We start from the raw sequence: 15,784 nt of genomic DNA, 5'->3' as shown, positions 1-15,784 counted from the left end.
ATTAGGTGATGTAGTGGCTTGCCTATCGTGAGGCAAGTCCGTAATTCTGACGCATGTGACGAGCTTGCGGAAGTGAAAAATGAGTGATGCCTGGCCGACCGAGCTGCTTGTGTCGAAAGACCGGCGCGAATTGACTGTTTCCTTTGATGATGGAAGCGTTTACCGGCTTGGCGCCGAGATGCTGCGCGTGCTTTCGCCCTCGGCGGAAGTGCAGGGCCACGGGCCGGGACAAAAGGTCACGGTGCCCGGCAAACGCAATGTCGCCATCCGTTCCATGGTCGCGACCGGCAATTATGCGGTTCGCATCGTTTTCGACGATGGCCACGATAGCGGCATCTACACGTGGAAATATCTGAAGGAATTGGGTGAGACAGGGGATGCGCTGTTTGCCGATTATGAACGGCAGCTCGCCGAAAAGGGCTTGAGCAGGGAACCGCGATTCCGGTAGGCGCTTACTTCCCTCATTCCGGTGACAAGCACAGGAATGAGGGTGGGAGCACAGGGCATCTGAAGCACCATGTCCCGGCAGCAAATAACCCGTTGAATCTGCGCGCCGTCCGTCAGTAAAATCGTTTTCGCTTTTCCCGTCGATGCGCTAGGAAGTGAGGGAGGGAACACCCTCGTCTTATTGATTTTCAGCGGGGTGGCGTGTGGCTGTAGAAGCGAACGGAAATGATCTGGCCCAGGTGGTCGTATTGTTGGCGGCAGGCGTTGTCGCCGCGCCGATCTTCAAGCGCATCGGCCTCGGCTCGGTGCTCGGTTATCTGGCCGCCGGCCTTGTGATCGGGCCTTATGGTCTCGGTTTCTTTTCCGATTCGCAGGCCATTCTGCATATAGCGGAACTCGGCGTGGTGATGTTCCTGTTCATCATCGGCCTTGAAATGCAGCCCTCGCGGCTGTGGTCGATGCGGCAGGATATTTTCGGGCTGGGTGCCTTGCAGGTGCTGGTCTGTATGGCGGGTCTGACGCTGGTGGGCGTCAGCCTCGGCTTTCCCGTCATCATGTCCTTCGTCGCCGGCACTGGTTTCGTGCTGACCTCGACGGCGATCGTCATGCAGATGCTGCAGGAACGCAACAGCATGTCGAGCCTTAAAGGCCAGCGCATCATAGCGATCCTGCTGTTTGAGGATCTGGCCATTGTGCCGCTGCTGGCGCTTGTCGCCTTCCTCGGTGCGGGCGGCGAACATGTGACGGCGTCGGAGCGCTGGGTCTCCGTCGGCATCGCGCTTGCCGCCGTCGGCGCGCTCATCCTGGCCGGGCGTTATCTTCTCAACCCGTTTTTCCGCCTGCTGGCCGCTTCCGGCGCGCGTGAGGTGATGACGGCTGCGGCGCTGCTGGTGGTGCTCGGTTCGGCGCTTCTGATGCAGGTCAGCGGTCTTTCGATGGCCATGGGCGCTTTCCTTGCCGGCGTGCTTCTGTCGGAATCCTCTTTCCGCCACCAGCTTGAGGCGGATATCGAGCCGTTTCGCGGCATTCTGCTCGGGCTGTTCTTCCTCGGCGTCGGCATGGCCATCGATCTTGCCGTCATTGCCTCCAACTGGCAGCTCGTGCTGGTTAGCGTCGTCGCCTACATGCTGCTCAAGGCCTTCCTGATCTATGGCGTGGCGCGGGCGCTTGGCACTACCAGGCGCGAAAGCCTGGAACGGGCGGTACTGATGGCGCAGGGCGGCGAATTCGCCTTCGTGCTTTATTCGGCCGCCGTCAGCGCTGGTATTCTCGACCGGGAGGCGAACGCCATCCTGACGGCGACCATTATCATCTCCATGGTGCTGACGCCGCTAATGGTCATCCTGCATGACCGGCTGGTGCCGGCGGCGGTTCCCAATACCGACGATCTCGACGTGCCCGAGAATGTCGAGGGCAGCATTCTCCTTATCGGCTTCGGGCGTTTCGGCCAGATCGTCAGCCAGCCGCTTCTGGCGCGGGGCTACACGCTGTCGCTCATCGACAAGGATGCCGAGTTCGTACGCGATGCGGCGGAGTTCGGCTTCAAGGTCTATTATGGCGACGGTTCGCGGGCGGAAATCCTGCATGCGGCCGGCGCCAGCACGGCGCGCGCGGTTCTCATCTGCGTCGACGACAAGGAGGCCGCGGTCAGGATCGCGGAGATCGTCAAGCACGAATTCCCGCTGGTGCCGGTCCTTGCCCGTGCTTACGACCGTGGCCATGCCATTGATCTGCTCAAGGCGGGTGTCGATTACCAGATCCGCGAGACGCTGGAATCGGCGCTGAATTTCAGCGAGGAAGTGCTTGGCGCCATGGGCGAGGAGCGGGAAGACGCCGCCCGTCTGGTGGAGGAATTCCGCGACCGCGACGAGGAACGTTTCGCCATGGAAGTCGTCGGCGGCATCTATGCCGGCCGGTCGCTGATCCGTGGCAACGCCCAGCCGGCCGATCTGGTTGCCGCCCGCACGGCGCGCGAGCGGGCCGAGCGGGAAAAGGCGGAAGCGGCAGAGGAATAGGACGCGCCGATCTTTCGATGTCGGCAAAGGGAATTCGTAAGGATAGGAACGGATATGACGATCATTCGCACGGTTGAGGAATTGAAGGCCATCTATGACGGCACGAGCGAGGCATCGATCGCCAAGGTGACAGCCACGCTGACGGCCGAATACCGGCTGATGATCGAGACTTCGCCGTTCCTCGCGCTGGCGACGGTCGGGCCGGAGGGCATGGACTGTTCACCGCGCGGCGACAAGGGCGGCGTGGTCAGGGTGGCTGATGACAGGACGGTGCTTCTGCCGGACTGGCGCGGCAATAACCGCGTGGATTCGCTTTTGAACATCGTGCGCGATCCGCGCGTGGCGCTGATGTTCCTGATCCCCGGCTCGAACACGACGATGCGCATCAACGGCCGCGCCGTGGTCTCCGTCGCTCCCGATCTGCTGGAGAGCTTCGAGATGGATGGCAAACATCCGCGCACGGTTATCGTGGTGACGATCGACGAAGTCTATTTCCAGTGCGCCCGGGCGCTGATGCGCTCCGAGCTGTGGAACCCCGATAATTTCGTCGATCCGTCGGCGCTCCCGACACCCGGTCTTCTGCTCAAGGCGGCGAAGGCGGAGTTCGATCAGGAAACCTATGACCGCGAATGGGCGGCGCGGGCTGCGAAGACCATGTGGTGAGGCGCAATAAAGACGCGACCGTCGGGCCGCTGAGGCAAGCCTCGCAAGGCTTACGCCATTGGCGAAAGCGGAGCGTCTCACTCCGTCACCCCGGACTGGTCCGGGGTCTAGCGCGATCAAGTCCTTGATCGCCAGAGACTCTTTTCACGGCGCAGACGCGCCGTGACTGGATGCCGGATCAAGTCCGGCATGACGGGGGAGATAGTGGCGCGTACGCCAACATCCTCAAGTTCGATAAATCAGCCAGTTCTTCCCGACATAGTTCTTCTGCATGCCGTCCTCATAATAGACGGAGCGGTTTCGGCCGGTTTCCTTGGCATGGTAGAGCGCCGTATCGGCATGGCCGTAAAGCTCGCTCGGATTGGTGGCCTGTGCGGCGGAGGCGAAGCCGATGGAAATCGTCACCGTGCCATAGTCGGCGCCCGATCTCGAATTGCGGAACGGCGTGCTTTCCAGCGACAGGCGGATGCGCTCGCACGTCACCATCACCTCTTCGGGCGTGTTGCCATCCAGAATGATGGCGAATTCCTCGCCGCCGCTTCGGGCGACAAAACCATCCTTGCGGACATTGGCGCGGATGACCGAGGCGACGGTGGCGAGAATCTTGTCGCCGACCGGATGGCCGAATGTGTCGTTGATCCGCTTGAAGTGATCGATATCGAGTAGCACGAGCGTGGTATATTGCAGGCCGATGGAGCTGTCATAAACCGATGCCAGCCGGTCGTCGAAGGCGCGCCGGTTGGAGAGGCGCGTCAGCGAGTCGGTATTGGCGATGCGCTTGTATTCGTCCAGTTCGAGGCGCACCTGATGCATTTCCTCGGCATGGCGGTTGACGTCGTTGAACGCCTTTTCGCCGTCGATGATCTTCGAGCCGGTGGCTTCGGCCAGCAATGAGATTGCATTCCTCAGAATATTGCTGCTGGCGGCGTTCTTGTCGTCGATGCGCTGGCGCGTTTCGCCGAGAATCCTGTTGTAGTTTTCGATGGAGGATTGTTCGCGCCTCAGCGTTCCCAGCAGACCCTCCAGTTCACGCCGCAGCTTGTCATGCGCATCGTCGATCGACCGTGCGGGATTACCTTCGCCATAGCGTGAGGACAGCTCGTCCAGATCTTCCTGCGTCACCCGGTTGCCGAGCGCGGCCAGATCCTTCGTCAGGGCAGGGTTCGAACCGATATAGGCTTCGTAAAACAGGCTGTAGTTACGCGGGATCGGCGAAACACCCATGCTCCGCATGGCATAGGCAATCTGCCCGGCAATGTCGGGCCCCGTGGTTTTGGGCGTGGATGCCGTGTTCATCAAGAAACTCCAGTGAGTCTGCTTATCGACTATGATTATTATTATGAAGCTAGTTTTGGAAAGCTTAATTTACGGGAAACTAATTTTTGTTTCCAGAAACTCGTTTTTCGCCAATTTTTATTTTAGTTAATTGATAAATATAAGTAATTTTCATTTTGAAGAATTCCGGAGCTTTTTATCTCTACTATTCGTCTTGGTGACAGCATCGCATTTATTCTGTCAATCCCAATAACGGGGTTGGTGTGATTTATTTTGGCACAACAATAAGGAAAGATATTGCCGGGATGAAAAGAGATGAGGTTTTTTGAGTTGGGAGAGACACCGCCTATAGGCGGCGTTTTCTGTCATCCGTGTCGGGATACAGTAACGTTACAGTTTTATTTGCGGCTCCCATGCCATGCGGGATGCGGCAGTGCCATTTTGTGACGGCGCGGCAACCATTCGGCAAATTTTGCGAAGGGATCAATTATGCTTCCGGCCGCAGCTTCGGCCGCACCGACTGCGTGTCAGGATTTCAGCCTTATGACCGGGCATTCCGCCCCGGCGGTTGCCGCCGGCGCATGTGGCGGGCGCACGATCAGGCCATCGGAATGGGCCAATATCTTCATCATCGATGAATCCTGCTTCGCGTAGGCTTCCGCCACCAGCATGCCGTTTTCGTCCGTGCTGAAACGGGCGCGCAGATAGTCCTGCCGTTGGTCATTCGCCTTCAGCGGTGTGGCGGTGCGGGCTGTAGCTTCGCGTTGCAGGGGGGCGCGGCGGGCGATGCTGCGGACCAGGGGTTCGAGGAACAGCAGGCCGCAGAGGAGGCTTGCTACCGGGTTTCCAGGCAGGCCCAGAACCTGCATGGCGCCAATGGCACCGACCATCAGCGGTTTCCCCGGACGCATGGCGATGCGCCAGAAATCGAGCTGCATGCCTTCCGCCTTCAACGCGGCCTGCACGAGGTCGCGGTCGCCAACGGAGGCGCCGCCGAGCGTCACCAGCACATCGACCTTCGCCGCGACGGCCTTGCCGATGGCCGCGCGGATCAACCCCTCGTCATCGGCAATGATGCCGAGGTCGAGAACCTCTGCGCCGGCCTGCCGGGCAAGGGCTGCGACACCGAAGGTGTTGGAGGCGATGATCTGGGCGGGCTGCGGTGCGCTTCCCGGCGGCAGCAACTCATCGCCGGTGGCGAGGATGGCGATGCGCGGCTTGCGATAGACGGTCAGCGCGGCATGGTTCATCGCCGCCGCCAGTGTCAGGTCGGTGAAGCCAAGTTCACGCCCGGCCTTCAGCGCCGTTTCGCCTTCGGTAAAATCCTGCCCGCGCGGGCGGATATGTCGCCCGGCAGTGACGTCGAAGGCGGTGCGGATCTTTCCGCTCTCCAGCACTTCGGCATCTTCCTGAATGAGGACTGTATCCGCACCCTGCGGCACCGGCGCGCCGGTGAAGATGCGCACGGTCTGGCCTTCACCAACAGTGCCGGCAAAAGCATGGCCGGCGGCGGCCTGACCGATGACAGTGAGAACCGAACCGATATTGAGCGCATCGGCGCTGCGCAGGGCATAACCATCCATGGCCGAGGCATCAAAGGGCGGCTGGGTGAGACGCGCCGTAAGGTCGGCCGAGAGAACGCGACCATCACATTCGGCAAGCGGCAGGATCTCGCTTTCGGTCACCGGAACCGCTGCCTCCAGAAGGCGTGTTATGGCCTCATCCACGGGCAGCAGCGGTTTCATTCAGGTCTCCTGTCGCCGGAAATCGCCGGATTTGCCGCCGCTCTTTTCGAGAAGGCGGATATTCACGATTTCCATCGCCTTGTCGGCGGCTTTCGCCATGTCATAGATCGTCAGGCAGGCAATGGAGACGGCGGTCAGCGCTTCCATCTCCACGCCCGTTTTGCCAGACAGTTTCACCATGGCCTCGACTCTCAGGCCGGGCAGGGCGGTATCTTCGGTAATATCGACCGCAACCTTGGTCAGCATCAGCGGATGGCAGAGCGGAATGAGGTTTGCCGTCTGCTTGGCGGCCATGATGCCCGCCAGACGGGCAGTGCCGATGACATCGCCCTTCTTGGCATTGCCGTCGCGGATGAGCGCCAGCGTTTCCAGCTTCATCTTCACGAAGCCTTCGGCCACGGCGACGCGGACGGTCTCGGCCTTGTCGCCGACATCGACCATATGCGCTTCGCCGCTCGCATCGATATGGGTGAGCTTTCCCGTCTCGCTCATCGGCGCTTTATTCCGCTGCCAGAATGCCGGATTGGCCTGTCAGCAGCGCTTTGGTCGCCGCCGTCACATCATCCTTGCGCATCAGGCTTTCGCCGACGAGGAAGGTGCTGATGCCGCTCTTTTCCAGACGCTGGCAGTCCTCGAAGGTGAAGATGCCGCTTTCGCCCACCAGCAGCCGGTCAGCCGGCACGAGGCCCGCCAGCTTCTCGCTGGTTTCGAGGCTGACTTCGAAGGTGCGCAGGTTGCGGTTGTTGATGCCGAGAAGCGGCGAGGCGAGTTTCAGCGCCCGTTCGGTTTCTTCGGCGTCATGCACCTCGACCAGCACATCCATGCCGAGCGCAAAAGCCTCGTCTTCAAGGCGTTTCGCCTCGTCGTCGGAAAGCGAGGCCATGATGAGGAGAATGCAGTCCGCGCCCCAGGCACGGGCTTCATGCACCTGATAGGTATCGAACATGAAATCCTTGCGCAGCGCCGGCAAAGCGCAGGCATTGCGGGCGGCGGTCAGGAATTCCGGTGCGCCCTGAAAGCTCGGCGTATCCGTCAAAACCGACAGACAGGCGGCGCCACCGGCTTCATAGGCGGCGGCCAGCGCCGGCGGATCGAAATCCGGACGGATCAGGCCCTTGGAGGGGCTCGCCTTCTTGATTTCGGCGATCAGCCCGAACTTGCCTTCGGCCTGCTTTGCCCTCAGCGCTTTATAAAAGCCGCGGGGCGCGCTCTGGTCTGCGGCCATGGCCTTCAGATCGGCCAGCGAAACCTTCGCCTTGGCGGCGGCGATTTCCTCGCGCTTGTAAGTCTCGATCTTTTTGAGAATGTCGCTCATGATCTCGCTCTCATTCTTCGTTGGACACGGCAACCAGACGGTCGAGCGCGGCTGCGGCCTTGCCGCTGTCCAGCGCCTCGCTGACGATCGCCATCGCCTCAGTGAGCGTTTCCGCCTTGCCGGCAATGACCAGCGCTGCGGCCGCGTTGCACAGCGACACGTCACGATAGGCGTTGCGTTTGCCGGACAGGACCTCGCGCAGTGCTGCTGCATTGGCAATGCCGTCGCCGCCCTTCAGGTCTTCCATGGAAGCGGGCTCGACGCCGAAATCCTTCGGCGTCAGGTCGAAAGTGCGGATCTTGCCGCCTTCCAGCGCCGCCACATGGGTAACGCCCGTGGTCGTCACCTCGTCCATGCCGTCGCCATGCACGACCCAGATGCTTTCAGAACCGAGATCGCGCAGCACTTCGGCAAGCGGCACCAGCCAGCGCGGCGAGAAGACGCCGAGCAGTTGGCGTTTTGCGCCTGCCGGATTGGAAAGGGGGCCAAGCAGGTTGAAGATCGTCCGCGTGCCGAGTTCGACGCGGCTGGGGCCGACATGGCGCATGGCCGAATGGTGCAGCTGCGCGAACATGAAGCCGAGACCCGCCTCGCTGATGCAGCGGGCGATGAGCTCAGGACCGATATCGAGCTTCACGCCAAGCGCGGAGAGTGCGTCTGCCGTGCCGGATTTGGAGCTCAGCGCCCGGTTGCCATGCTTGGCGACGGGCAGGCCCGTTCCGGCGACGATGATCGAGGCGAGTGTCGAGATATTATAGGTGCCGATGCCGTCACCGCCGGTTCCGACGATATCGATGGCATTGGCGGGAGCCGAAACCGGCAGCATGCGCGCGCGCATGGAGGAGACGGCGCCGACGATTTCGTCCACCGTTTCGCCGCGCACGCGCAGCGCCATCAGGAAGCCGCCAATCTGCGACGGCGTGGCTTCGCCCGACATCAAAACGTCGAAAGCCGCCCGCGATTCCTCGCGGTTCAGGCTCTCTCCATTTGCGACCTTGGCGATCAGCGGCTTCAGTTCGGCCATCTTGTCGCCCCCCGGGTTAGAAGCCGACCATCGCCTGATCGGCGAGGGCCTGATTGATGGTGACACCATAGTCATTCTGCAGGCGGTTGACCATCTGGTCCAGCATGTCGTCGCCGGCCGCGCGGGCAATGGCGGCAAACTGCTGGTCGTCATTGGCAAGCGCGTCTGCCGGGGCATTGGTGTCGACGGAGGTGACCTTGAAGAGGATGCGGCTGGAACCCTCGGCATCGGCGGCAGTGCCGACCACGCCTTCGGCGCCCGAGAAGACGGCGGCGATGGTCTGCCGTCCGAAAATAGCGTCCTCGCTGGTGCGGCGCAGGCCGGATTTCTGCTCGACGGCAAGGCTCAGCTCACCGGCCACGGCTTCCAGCGTGTCGCCCTTTTCGACGCGCGCCTTCAGTTCCTCGGCCTTGGCGGCAAGCGCGTTGCGCTGCTGTTCCGCCGTCCAGTCGGCCACGACATCGTCGCGGACTTCGGCAAGCGTGCGGTCGCGGGCGGCGATGATCTGGTCGACATCGAACCAGATGTAGCCTTCACGGCCGAGATTGATCGGCAGGGCTTCCGTGCCGGGTTCGGTCTTGAAGACCTCCTGCGCGAGCTGCGGGGAGGGCAGGCCCTGAATCGCATCGCCCTTCTCATCGAGGCCGGAAGCGTCGATGGCGGCGATGGTGACGGCCTTCAGGTTCAGCTGCGTTGCCGCATCCGCGAGCGAAGAGCCGCCGGCGCGCAGGTCCTCGTAACGGTCATGAACATTGGTGATTTCTTCCGCAGCGGCGGCGGTGGCGAGGTCCTTGCGGATATCCTCTTTCGCCTCTTCCAGCGTGCGGGTGGTTTCCGGCTTGATGCCGGTGACGCGCAGGAGCACCGGGCCGAAGGAACCTTCGACCACCGGCGATACGCCGCCATCCTTCTGGATGGCGAAAGCGGCATCGGCAATCGACTGGTCGGGGATGGTATCCTTGGTGAATTCGCCGAGCGTGACGTCCGACGCGGCCTTGCCCTGATCCTTCACCACCTGGTCATAAGTGGTGTTGCCGAGGCGGATCTGTTCGGCGGCGGCTTCGGCCATTTCCTTTTCAGGGAAGGTCAGCTGCTCCACCGTGCGGCGGCCGGCGGTGCGGAAGCTGTCCTTGTGGCTGTTGTAATAATCAGCGATCTGGGCGTCGGTGACGGAGGCCTGATCGGCAATGTCCGACGGTTCCAGCTTCACATAGGTGAACTTGCGGAACTCGGGCGCGCGGTATTTCGTCTTGTTGGTCTCGAACCAGGGCGTGAGCACATCGTCGCCCGGCGCCTTGACCGGCGGAATGACGGCGTTCGAAAGAATGACGTAGTCGACCGAGCGCTGTTCATTACGATATTGCTTCAGCGCATCCACCAGCACCTGCGGTGCGGCAAAACCATCGGAGACGGCTTCAACGATCTGGCTTCGGACGGCAACCTTGCTGCGTTCCTTGATATAGTCGTCCTCACGGAAGCCGGAATTGCGCAGGCGCTCGCTGAAGAGATTACGGTCGAACTGGCCGTTGACTGACTTGAAGGCCGGGTCTTCGGCGATGAGGTTGGCGAGGCGGTTTTCCGAAAGGCCGAGATTCATCTTCGAGGCCAGCTCGTCAAGGGCTGCACCGGCCGCAAGCTGGCTGAAGACCTGACGGTCGATGCCGAAGGCCTTGGCCTGTTCGGTCGTCAGCCGGGTGCCGAACTGGCGGCTGAGATCGGAAATCTGGCGCTGATAGGCGAGACGGAACTCCTCAGGGCTGACCGTCTGGTCGCCCACCGTCATGACGGCGTGGGAATTGGCGGTGACAAGCGATGCGGAGACGCCCCAGACGCCAAACGAAACAACAAGCAGGAGAAGCAGCAGCTTGGCTGCCATGGTTCGAGAAGCATTTCTCAGGGAATCGAGCATCGTTATGCAAACCTCACAGGAACGTCATCGCGGTCGCCGGCTGTCCGGCCCGCAACGTATCGGCGTTCCTTAAATCAATCCAAACGGAAATTGAAGGGAATTTGCCTTGGAAAAACGGGGTTTTGAAAACGGTTGTGTGATTGGAGGCGCCGAAATGGAGGCGACGGTTCAATATCGGCTGCCTCTTCTTCCCTCATTCCTGTGCTTGTCACAGGAATTAAGCCAGCTCAAGTCCTTGGGCTGAAAGGACTCCTCCCACTGCACGAGAGCCGCGTCGGCCGGTTTCCCGTGACAAGCACAGGAATGAGGGAAGGAGAGGCTGGCGGCTTGGCAAAACAAAACCGCCCGGAAGGTCCAGGCGGTTGAAAAAGAATCATTTCTAAGGGGCCGTCGGGTCGGTTCGCCGCGCTCAGAAGGCGCGGTCGCGCCGGATCGTCGCCTTGAATTCCTCATCCTCCCGCCGCATCTCGGCGACGACTGATATCATCGATGTCACGAACATTACGCTGATCAGGGCCAGAAGCATCGTCAGAAATGTGAACATTGATATCGTCTCCGGGAGTTGTGGGGAAATTCTCCCCGTTCCTCAGTAATAATTCATATACTGGTAACGGGCGGTCAGTTGCGGGTAGTCCGGTCCCTGGGTTTCAGTCTTCTGCTCATAAAGGCTAAACGTCGTTGCTACCATTGCGATAACCAGTACTGTCCAGGCGGTGCTGATGACGCTGATTTTCGCCGAAGTAGACTGTTTTTCTCTTACAAACATCTGTCCGTTCCTTTGGTTCTTTCTTAACGCGCCATGTCTCGACATGTTCCGCGTCAACCGTAAAAATCGATTAGCATCGCGCCTGTGAAACTTCCTTGAATGGCTCGTTCATCTGGCGTTCAGGAAACTGGCTAAGGCCGTCATTCGAGAAAAAGATACTCGGCAGCGAATGATGCGATGATCGAAAGGACGATCATGAAGGCCAGCATTTTCAATTCTCCGGATGCTTAACGAGTGAGGGGCGTTTCGGTTTCCCGATGTTGTGCATTTAAACAAAATAGCTGTGAAACCGCACTGAACGGCCCATTCATCCCGGGTTCACGCCGCAACCGGGCTTGTGAGGGATGGTTATAAAGTCTTGCGCCGCGTGCCTCTCCATGACAAAAGGCGGGCACATGATACCCAGCATCGAAGCGCGCCCACCACCTGAGAGCGATATGACGATTGCCTTTTATCCAGGATCCTTCGATCCGATGACCAACGGACATCTGGATGTGCTTATCCAGGCGCTGAATGTGGCGTCGAAAGTCATCGTTGCCGTCGGTATCCATCCCGGAAAAGCGCCGCTGTTCAGCTTCGAGGAGCGGGCAGCGCTGATAAAGCAGGCGCTTTCCGAACAGCTGCCCGATGAGGCGGCGCGCATGGAAGTCGTTTCCTTCGATAATCTGGTCGTTGACGCCGCGCGCCAGCACGGCGCGCATCTCCTGCTGCGCGGCCTGCGTGACGGCACAGATCTCGATTATGAAATGCAGATGGCCGGCATGAACCGCCAGATGGCGCCTGATATTCAGACCGTGTTCCTGCCCGCCGGCACGTCGTCGCGACCCATTACAGCCACATTGGTCCGGCAGATCGCCGCCATGGGCGGCAATGTCGACGCCTTCGTGCCCAAGGCCGTGCTTGAAGCCCTCAACGCCAAGCTGAAGCGCTGACTTCAGCCTCACATTCTGGAGCCAATCCGATGAAACTCGTTCGATTTGCCTTTGCCGGCGCCATGTTTGCAGGCGCGCTTGCCGCCAGCACCCTCGCTTCGGCCGCCGAACTTCTCACCGTCCAGCTGAAGGATGGTCCCGTTGTCATCGAGCTGATGCCCGATGTTGCGCCGAAGCATGTGGCGCAGATCGAGGCGCTGGCCAAGAAGGGCGCTTATGACAACGTCGCCTTCCACCGCGTCATCGACGGCTTCATGGCGCAGACCGGCGACGTGCAGTATGGCAATATGGAGAAGGGCTTCAGCGCCCAGCGCGCCGGTACGGGTGGTTCCGATCTGCCGGATATTCCGGCCGAATTCTCCAAGGTTCCGTTCACGCGCGGCGTGGTCGGCATGGCCCGTTCGCAGGATCCGAATTCCGCCAATTCGCAGTTCTTCATCATGTTTGCCGATGGTCCGTTCCTGAACGGGCAATATACCGTGGTCGGCAAGGTCGTGTCCGGCATGGAAGCCGTTGACAAGATCAAGCGCGGCGCCGGCGGCAACGGCGAAGTTTCCAACCCCGACCGGATGATCAAGGTCACCGTCGGCAAAAAGTAAGGTAGGGCAATAGAGCCCGAACAGAGGAGAATAACCATGGCCGAGATCAAGGATCCGGAAAACACCATCATCATGGAAACGACGACCGGCAAGGTCGTGATCCAGCTGCTGCCGGAAGTTGCTCCGGGCCACGTTGCCCGCATCAAGGAACTCGTATCGGAAGGCGCTTATGACGGCGTCGTGTTCCACCGCGTCATCGAAGACTTCATGGCCCAGACCGGCGACGTACAGTTCGGCAAGAAGGGTTCCGACAGCTTCAACCCGGCCCGCGCCGGCATGGGCGGTTCCGACAAGCCGGACCTGAAGGCTGAATTCTCCGCCATCCCGCACGTGCGCGGCACCTGCTCCATGGCCCGTTCGCAGAGCCCGAACTCCGCCAATTCGCAGTTCTTCATCTGCTTCACGGATTCTCCGTGGCTCAACAAGCAGTACACCGTCTGGGGCCAGGTCATCGAAGGCATGGAAGCCATCGACAAGGTCAAGCGCGGCGAGCCGGTGAAGGATCCCGATTCGATCGTTTCCATCAAGCTCGCTTCGGCGGCCTGATTTTCGGAAGTTGCAGTTTGACCCGTCCCGCAGTTTATGCGGGGCGGGTTTTGATGTTTATTGACGGTGCTTGATGTGGAGGACGGTGCGGCAGATTTGACGATTGCTGTTCTTTGCGCCGTTTCCTTTTTCCCTCATTCCCGTGCTTGTCACAGGAATCCAGCCAGCCCAAGTCTTTGGGCTGGAAAGACTCCCTCGCCACGCAGACGCGTGTCGACTGGATTCCTGTGACAAGCACAGGAATGAGGGGAGTGGGCGGGATGCGGCGGACCGAAATTCACCGTGCCGTGTAAAGTTTTGATGTCTGGAAGACCCTTGCAATGCGTGTAGACCTGTTCGATTTCGATCTGCCCGAGGAGAATATCGCCCTTCGCCCGGCGAACCCGCGCGACAGCGCGCGCCTGCTGGTGGTCGATCCGAATGAAAGCCGCATGGAAGACCACCGCGTCTTTGACCTGCCGACTTTTCTGAAGCCGGGCGATGCGCTTGTCTTCAACGACACCCGCGTCATTCCCGCCCAGCTTGAGGGCGTTCGCCTGCGCGAAGGCGCGCCGGAGACGGCTGTTTCGGCCACGCTGCACATGCGCGCCGACCAGTCGCGCTGGAAGGCTTTCGCGCGCCCCGGCAAGCGCATCAAAGAGGGTGACCGCATCCGTTTCGGTTATGAGCGCGACAATGCCTGCGGCCTTGCCCATCTCGAGGCCACCGTCGAGGAAAAGGGCGAAGAGGGCGAAATCACGCTGCTTTTCGACGTTTCCGGCCCTGTTCTGGATGAGGCGATCGCCTCCGTCGGCCATATTCCCTTGCCGCCCTATATCGCCGCCAAACGGCCGGAAGATGCGCAGGACCAGACCGATTACCAGACCATCTACGCCCGCGAAAAAGGAGCCGTCGCCGCCCCCACCGCCGGCCTGCATTTCACGCCCGACCTGTTCGAAGCTCTTGATGGGGTGGGCGTCGAGCGACATTTCGTGACACTTCACGTTGGGGCAGGCACCTTCCTTCCGGTTAAGTCCGACGATACCGACGATCACAAGATGCATTTCGAGATCGGCCATGTGTCGCAGGAAACCGCAGCCAGGCTGAATGCCGTGAAGGCGCGCGGCGGGCGCATCGTCTGCGTCGGCACCACCTCGCTGCGGTTGATCGAAAGCGCTGCCTCCGAAGACGGCGTCATTCACCCATGGTCAGGCCCCACAGGCATCTTCATCACGCCCGGATATCGCTTCCGCGCGGTCGATATTCTGATGACCAATTTCCACCTGCCGAAATCGACGCTGTTCATGCTCGTTTCGGCTTTCTGCGGTCTCGAAACGATGCGTGACGCTTATAAGCACGCCATCGAAACCGGATACCGCTTCTATTCCTATGGCGATTCCAGCCTGTTGTTCCGGAAAAACTGATGCACGAGAAATTCACCTTCACCCTGAAAGCCACGAGTGGCGGCGCACGCCTTGGCGAGGTTGCCATGCCGCGCGGCGTCATCCGCACGCCCGCCTTCATGCCTGTTGGCACTGTCGGCACCGTCAAGGCCATGTATCTCGATCAGGTGCGCGAGCTCGGCGCCGATATCATTCTCGGCAATACCTATCACCTGATGCTGCGGCCCGGCCCGGAGCGCGTGGCAAGGCTTGGCGGCCTGCATGAGCTGATCCGCTGGCCGCACCCGATCCTCACCGACAGCGGTGGTTTTCAGGTCATGTCGCTTTCGGGCCTGCGCAAGCTGGACGAGAAGGGCGTGACCTTCAAGAGCCATGTGGATGGTTCGCTGCATCATATGTCGCCGGAACGCTCGATCGAAATCCAGGGCATGCTCGATTCGGATATCCAGATGCAGCTCGACGAATGCATCGCGCTGCCAGCCGAGCGCAAGGAAATCGAGCGCGCCATGGAAATGTCGCTGCGCTGGGCGGAACGCTGCCGCGTTGCCTTTGGCGAACAGCCTGGCAAGGCCATGTTCGGCATCGTGCAGGGCGGCGACCAGCCGGATCTGCGCATTCGTTCCGCCGAAGGGCTGAAGGAGCTTGATCTCAAGGGTTACGCGGTCGGCGGCCTTGCCGTCGGCGAGCCGCAGGATGTGATGCTGGGCATGCTCGACATCACGCTGCCGGTGCTGCCCACTGAAAAGCCGCGTTATCTGATGGGCGTCGGTACGCCTGACGATATTCTGAAATCCGTCGCGCGCGGCATCGACATGTTCGACTGCGTGATGCCGACCCGTTCCGGTCGTCACGGGCTTGCCTTCACCCGTCGCGGCAGGGTCAATATCCGCAATGCCCGCCATGCGGAGGATATGCGGCCGCTCGATGAGCAGTCAAACTGCCCGGCCTCGCGTGATTACTCCCGCGCCTATCTGCATCATCTTACGCGCTCCAACGAGGCGCTGGGCGGCATGCTGCTCTCCTGGCACAATCTTGCCTATTATCAGGAGCTGATGCAGGGTATCCGCAAGTCGATCGAGGAAGGCCGTTTCGCCGATTTTTATGCGGAAACCATCGAGATGTGGGCGCGGGGCGATATAGACCCGGTCTGACGTTTCCCGACCCTT

General features: G+C 60.6%; 16 protein-coding genes. 8 read left to right on the top strand and 8 right to left on the bottom strand.

All coding sequences use genetic code 11. The features are described 5' to 3' along the window. The first annotated feature begins 79 nt into the window (after window positions 1–79). The 3 genes from QRN60_RS08165 (at window position 80) to QRN60_RS08155 (ending at window position 3,125) form a co-directional block, all read left to right on the top strand. Window positions 80–448, top strand: coding sequence for a gamma-butyrobetaine hydroxylase family protein (locus tag QRN60_RS08165; protein WP_003509699.1), 369 nt, complete (start codon window positions 80–82; stop codon window positions 446–448). Between the two features lie 202 nt (window positions 449–650). Next, a complete protein-coding gene (locus QRN60_RS08160) occupies window positions 651–2,462 on the top strand; it encodes a monovalent cation:proton antiporter-2 (CPA2) family protein (RefSeq protein ID WP_035213526.1) in 1,812 nt (603 codons plus the stop codon). 54 nt (window positions 2,463–2,516) lie between these two features. Beyond that, window positions 2,517–3,125, top strand: coding sequence for a pyridoxamine 5'-phosphate oxidase family protein (locus tag QRN60_RS08155; protein ID WP_107675608.1), 609 nt, complete (start codon window positions 2,517–2,519; stop codon window positions 3,123–3,125). Window positions 3,126–3,350: 225 nt separating this feature from the next. Here the strand turns inward: QRN60_RS08155 and QRN60_RS08150 are convergent, their stop codons facing one another. From QRN60_RS08150 to QRN60_RS08115, 8 genes are all read right to left on the bottom strand, one after another. Next, window positions 3,351–4,421, bottom strand: a complete 1,071-nt coding sequence (locus QRN60_RS08150) for a GGDEF domain-containing protein (protein ID WP_107675607.1) — start codon at window positions 4,419–4,421, stop codon at window positions 3,351–3,353. Between the two features lie 506 nt (window positions 4,422–4,927). Further along, on the bottom strand, window positions 4,928–6,145 hold the full coding sequence (locus tag QRN60_RS08145; RefSeq protein ID WP_129564971.1) for a molybdopterin molybdotransferase MoeA: 1,218 nt from the start codon (window positions 6,143–6,145) through the stop codon (window positions 4,928–4,930). Next, window positions 6,146–6,637, bottom strand: coding sequence for a cyclic pyranopterin monophosphate synthase MoaC (gene moaC, locus QRN60_RS08140; RefSeq protein WP_080866179.1), 492 nt, complete (start codon window positions 6,635–6,637; stop codon window positions 6,146–6,148). It abuts the gene before it with no gap. Between the two features lie 7 nt (window positions 6,638–6,644). Next, window positions 6,645–7,460, bottom strand: coding sequence for an indole-3-glycerol phosphate synthase TrpC (trpC, locus tag QRN60_RS08135; RefSeq protein WP_060726301.1), 816 nt, complete (start codon window positions 7,458–7,460; stop codon window positions 6,645–6,647). A gap of 10 nt (window positions 7,461–7,470) precedes the next feature. Then, window positions 7,471–8,484 carry an anthranilate phosphoribosyltransferase gene (gene trpD / locus QRN60_RS08130; RefSeq protein ID WP_003503036.1) on the bottom strand — a complete coding sequence of 338 codons (1,014 nt, stop codon included), beginning with the start codon at window positions 8,482–8,484 and terminating at the stop codon, window positions 7,471–7,473. Window positions 8,485–8,500: 16 nt separating this feature from the next. Further along, window positions 8,501–10,393 (bottom strand): peptidylprolyl isomerase, encoded by a 1,893-nt coding sequence (locus tag QRN60_RS08125; RefSeq protein ID WP_077998375.1) that lies wholly within the window; start codon window positions 10,391–10,393, stop codon window positions 8,501–8,503. A gap of 409 nt (window positions 10,394–10,802) precedes the next feature. Beyond that, window positions 10,803–10,937: a hypothetical protein gene (locus tag QRN60_RS08120; RefSeq protein WP_003503032.1), complete on the bottom strand. Its 135-nt coding sequence runs from the start codon at window positions 10,935–10,937 to the stop codon at window positions 10,803–10,805. A gap of 42 nt (window positions 10,938–10,979) precedes the next feature. Then, window positions 10,980–11,159, bottom strand: a complete 180-nt coding sequence (locus QRN60_RS08115; RefSeq protein ID WP_162690317.1) for a hypothetical protein — start codon at window positions 11,157–11,159, stop codon at window positions 10,980–10,982. A gap of 437 nt (window positions 11,160–11,596) precedes the next feature. On the opposite strand from QRN60_RS08115, the gene coaD reads away from it, so the two are divergent. The 5 genes from coaD to tgt all read left to right on the top strand — a co-directional run bounded on the left by coaD (window position 11,597) and on the right by tgt (window position 15,769). Then, window positions 11,597–12,091: a pantetheine-phosphate adenylyltransferase gene (gene coaD / locus QRN60_RS08110; RefSeq protein WP_060726298.1), complete on the top strand. Its 495-nt coding sequence runs from the start codon at window positions 11,597–11,599 to the stop codon at window positions 12,089–12,091. A gap of 29 nt (window positions 12,092–12,120) precedes the next feature. Next, window positions 12,121–12,690: a peptidylprolyl isomerase gene (locus QRN60_RS08105; RefSeq protein ID WP_059760168.1), complete on the top strand. Its 570-nt coding sequence runs from the start codon at window positions 12,121–12,123 to the stop codon at window positions 12,688–12,690. Between the two features lie 36 nt (window positions 12,691–12,726). Next, window positions 12,727–13,236 carry a peptidylprolyl isomerase gene (locus QRN60_RS08100; protein WP_003503025.1) on the top strand — a complete coding sequence of 170 codons (510 nt, stop codon included), beginning with the start codon at window positions 12,727–12,729 and terminating at the stop codon, window positions 13,234–13,236. A 320-nt stretch (window positions 13,237–13,556) separates the two neighbouring features. Beyond that, entirely contained in the window at window positions 13,557–14,639 is a 1,083-nt protein-coding gene (queA, locus tag QRN60_RS08095; protein ID WP_129564970.1) for a tRNA preQ1(34) S-adenosylmethionine ribosyltransferase-isomerase QueA, read from the top strand. After that, on the top strand, window positions 14,639–15,769 hold the full coding sequence (gene tgt, locus QRN60_RS08090; protein ID WP_006314436.1) for a tRNA guanosine(34) transglycosylase Tgt: 1,131 nt from the start codon (window positions 14,639–14,641) through the stop codon (window positions 15,767–15,769). Before queA ends, tgt begins: the two co-directional genes overlap by 1 nt. Window positions 15,770–15,784 lie beyond the last annotated feature (15 nt).

Source organism: Agrobacterium sp. CFBP2214, from assembly GCF_030209895.1.
GTDB classification, from domain to species: Bacteria; Pseudomonadota; Alphaproteobacteria; order Rhizobiales; family Rhizobiaceae; genus Agrobacterium; species Agrobacterium radiobacter.
Note: the sequence above shows the minus strand (reverse complement) of the source record. Positions and strands in the feature narration are given on the sequence as shown.

Excerpts from the sequence above, each read along its gene's own strand:
- QRN60_RS08165 (WP_003509699.1), top strand. The coding sequence starts at position 80 with ATGAGTGATGCCTGGCCGACCGAGCTGCTTGTGTCGAAAGACCGGCGC.
- QRN60_RS08155 (WP_107675608.1), top strand. The coding sequence starts at position 2,517 with ATGACGATCATTCGCACGGTTGAGGAATTGAAGGCCATCTATGACGGC.
- QRN60_RS08150 (WP_107675607.1), bottom strand. The coding sequence starts at position 4,421 with ATGAACACGGCATCCACGCCCAAAACCACGGGGCCCGACATTGCCGGG.
- QRN60_RS08145 (WP_129564971.1), bottom strand. The coding sequence starts at position 6,145 with ATGAAACCGCTGCTGCCCGTGGATGAGGCCATAACACGCCTTCTGGAG.
- moaC (WP_080866179.1), bottom strand. The coding sequence starts at position 6,637 with ATGAGCGAGACGGGAAAGCTCACCCATATCGATGCGAGCGGCGAAGCG.
- trpC (WP_060726301.1), bottom strand. The coding sequence starts at position 7,460 with ATGAGCGACATTCTCAAAAAGATCGAGACTTACAAGCGCGAGGAAATC.
- trpD (WP_003503036.1), bottom strand. The coding sequence starts at position 8,484 with ATGGCCGAACTGAAGCCGCTGATCGCCAAGGTCGCAAATGGAGAGAGC.
- QRN60_RS08125 (WP_077998375.1), bottom strand. The coding sequence starts at position 10,393 with ATGCTCGATTCCCTGAGAAATGCTTCTCGAACCATGGCAGCCAAGCTG.
- QRN60_RS08120 (WP_003503032.1), bottom strand. The coding sequence starts at position 10,937 with ATGTTCACATTTCTGACGATGCTTCTGGCCCTGATCAGCGTAATGTTC.
- QRN60_RS08115 (WP_162690317.1), bottom strand. The coding sequence starts at position 11,159 with ATGTTTGTAAGAGAAAAACAGTCTACTTCGGCGAAAATCAGCGTCATC.
- coaD (WP_060726298.1), top strand. The coding sequence starts at position 11,597 with ATGACGATTGCCTTTTATCCAGGATCCTTCGATCCGATGACCAACGGA.
- QRN60_RS08105 (WP_059760168.1), top strand. The coding sequence starts at position 12,121 with ATGAAACTCGTTCGATTTGCCTTTGCCGGCGCCATGTTTGCAGGCGCG.
- QRN60_RS08100 (WP_003503025.1), top strand. The coding sequence starts at position 12,727 with ATGGCCGAGATCAAGGATCCGGAAAACACCATCATCATGGAAACGACG.
- queA (WP_129564970.1), top strand. The coding sequence starts at position 13,557 with ATGCGTGTAGACCTGTTCGATTTCGATCTGCCCGAGGAGAATATCGCC.
- tgt (WP_006314436.1), top strand. The coding sequence starts at position 14,639 with ATGCACGAGAAATTCACCTTCACCCTGAAAGCCACGAGTGGCGGCGCA.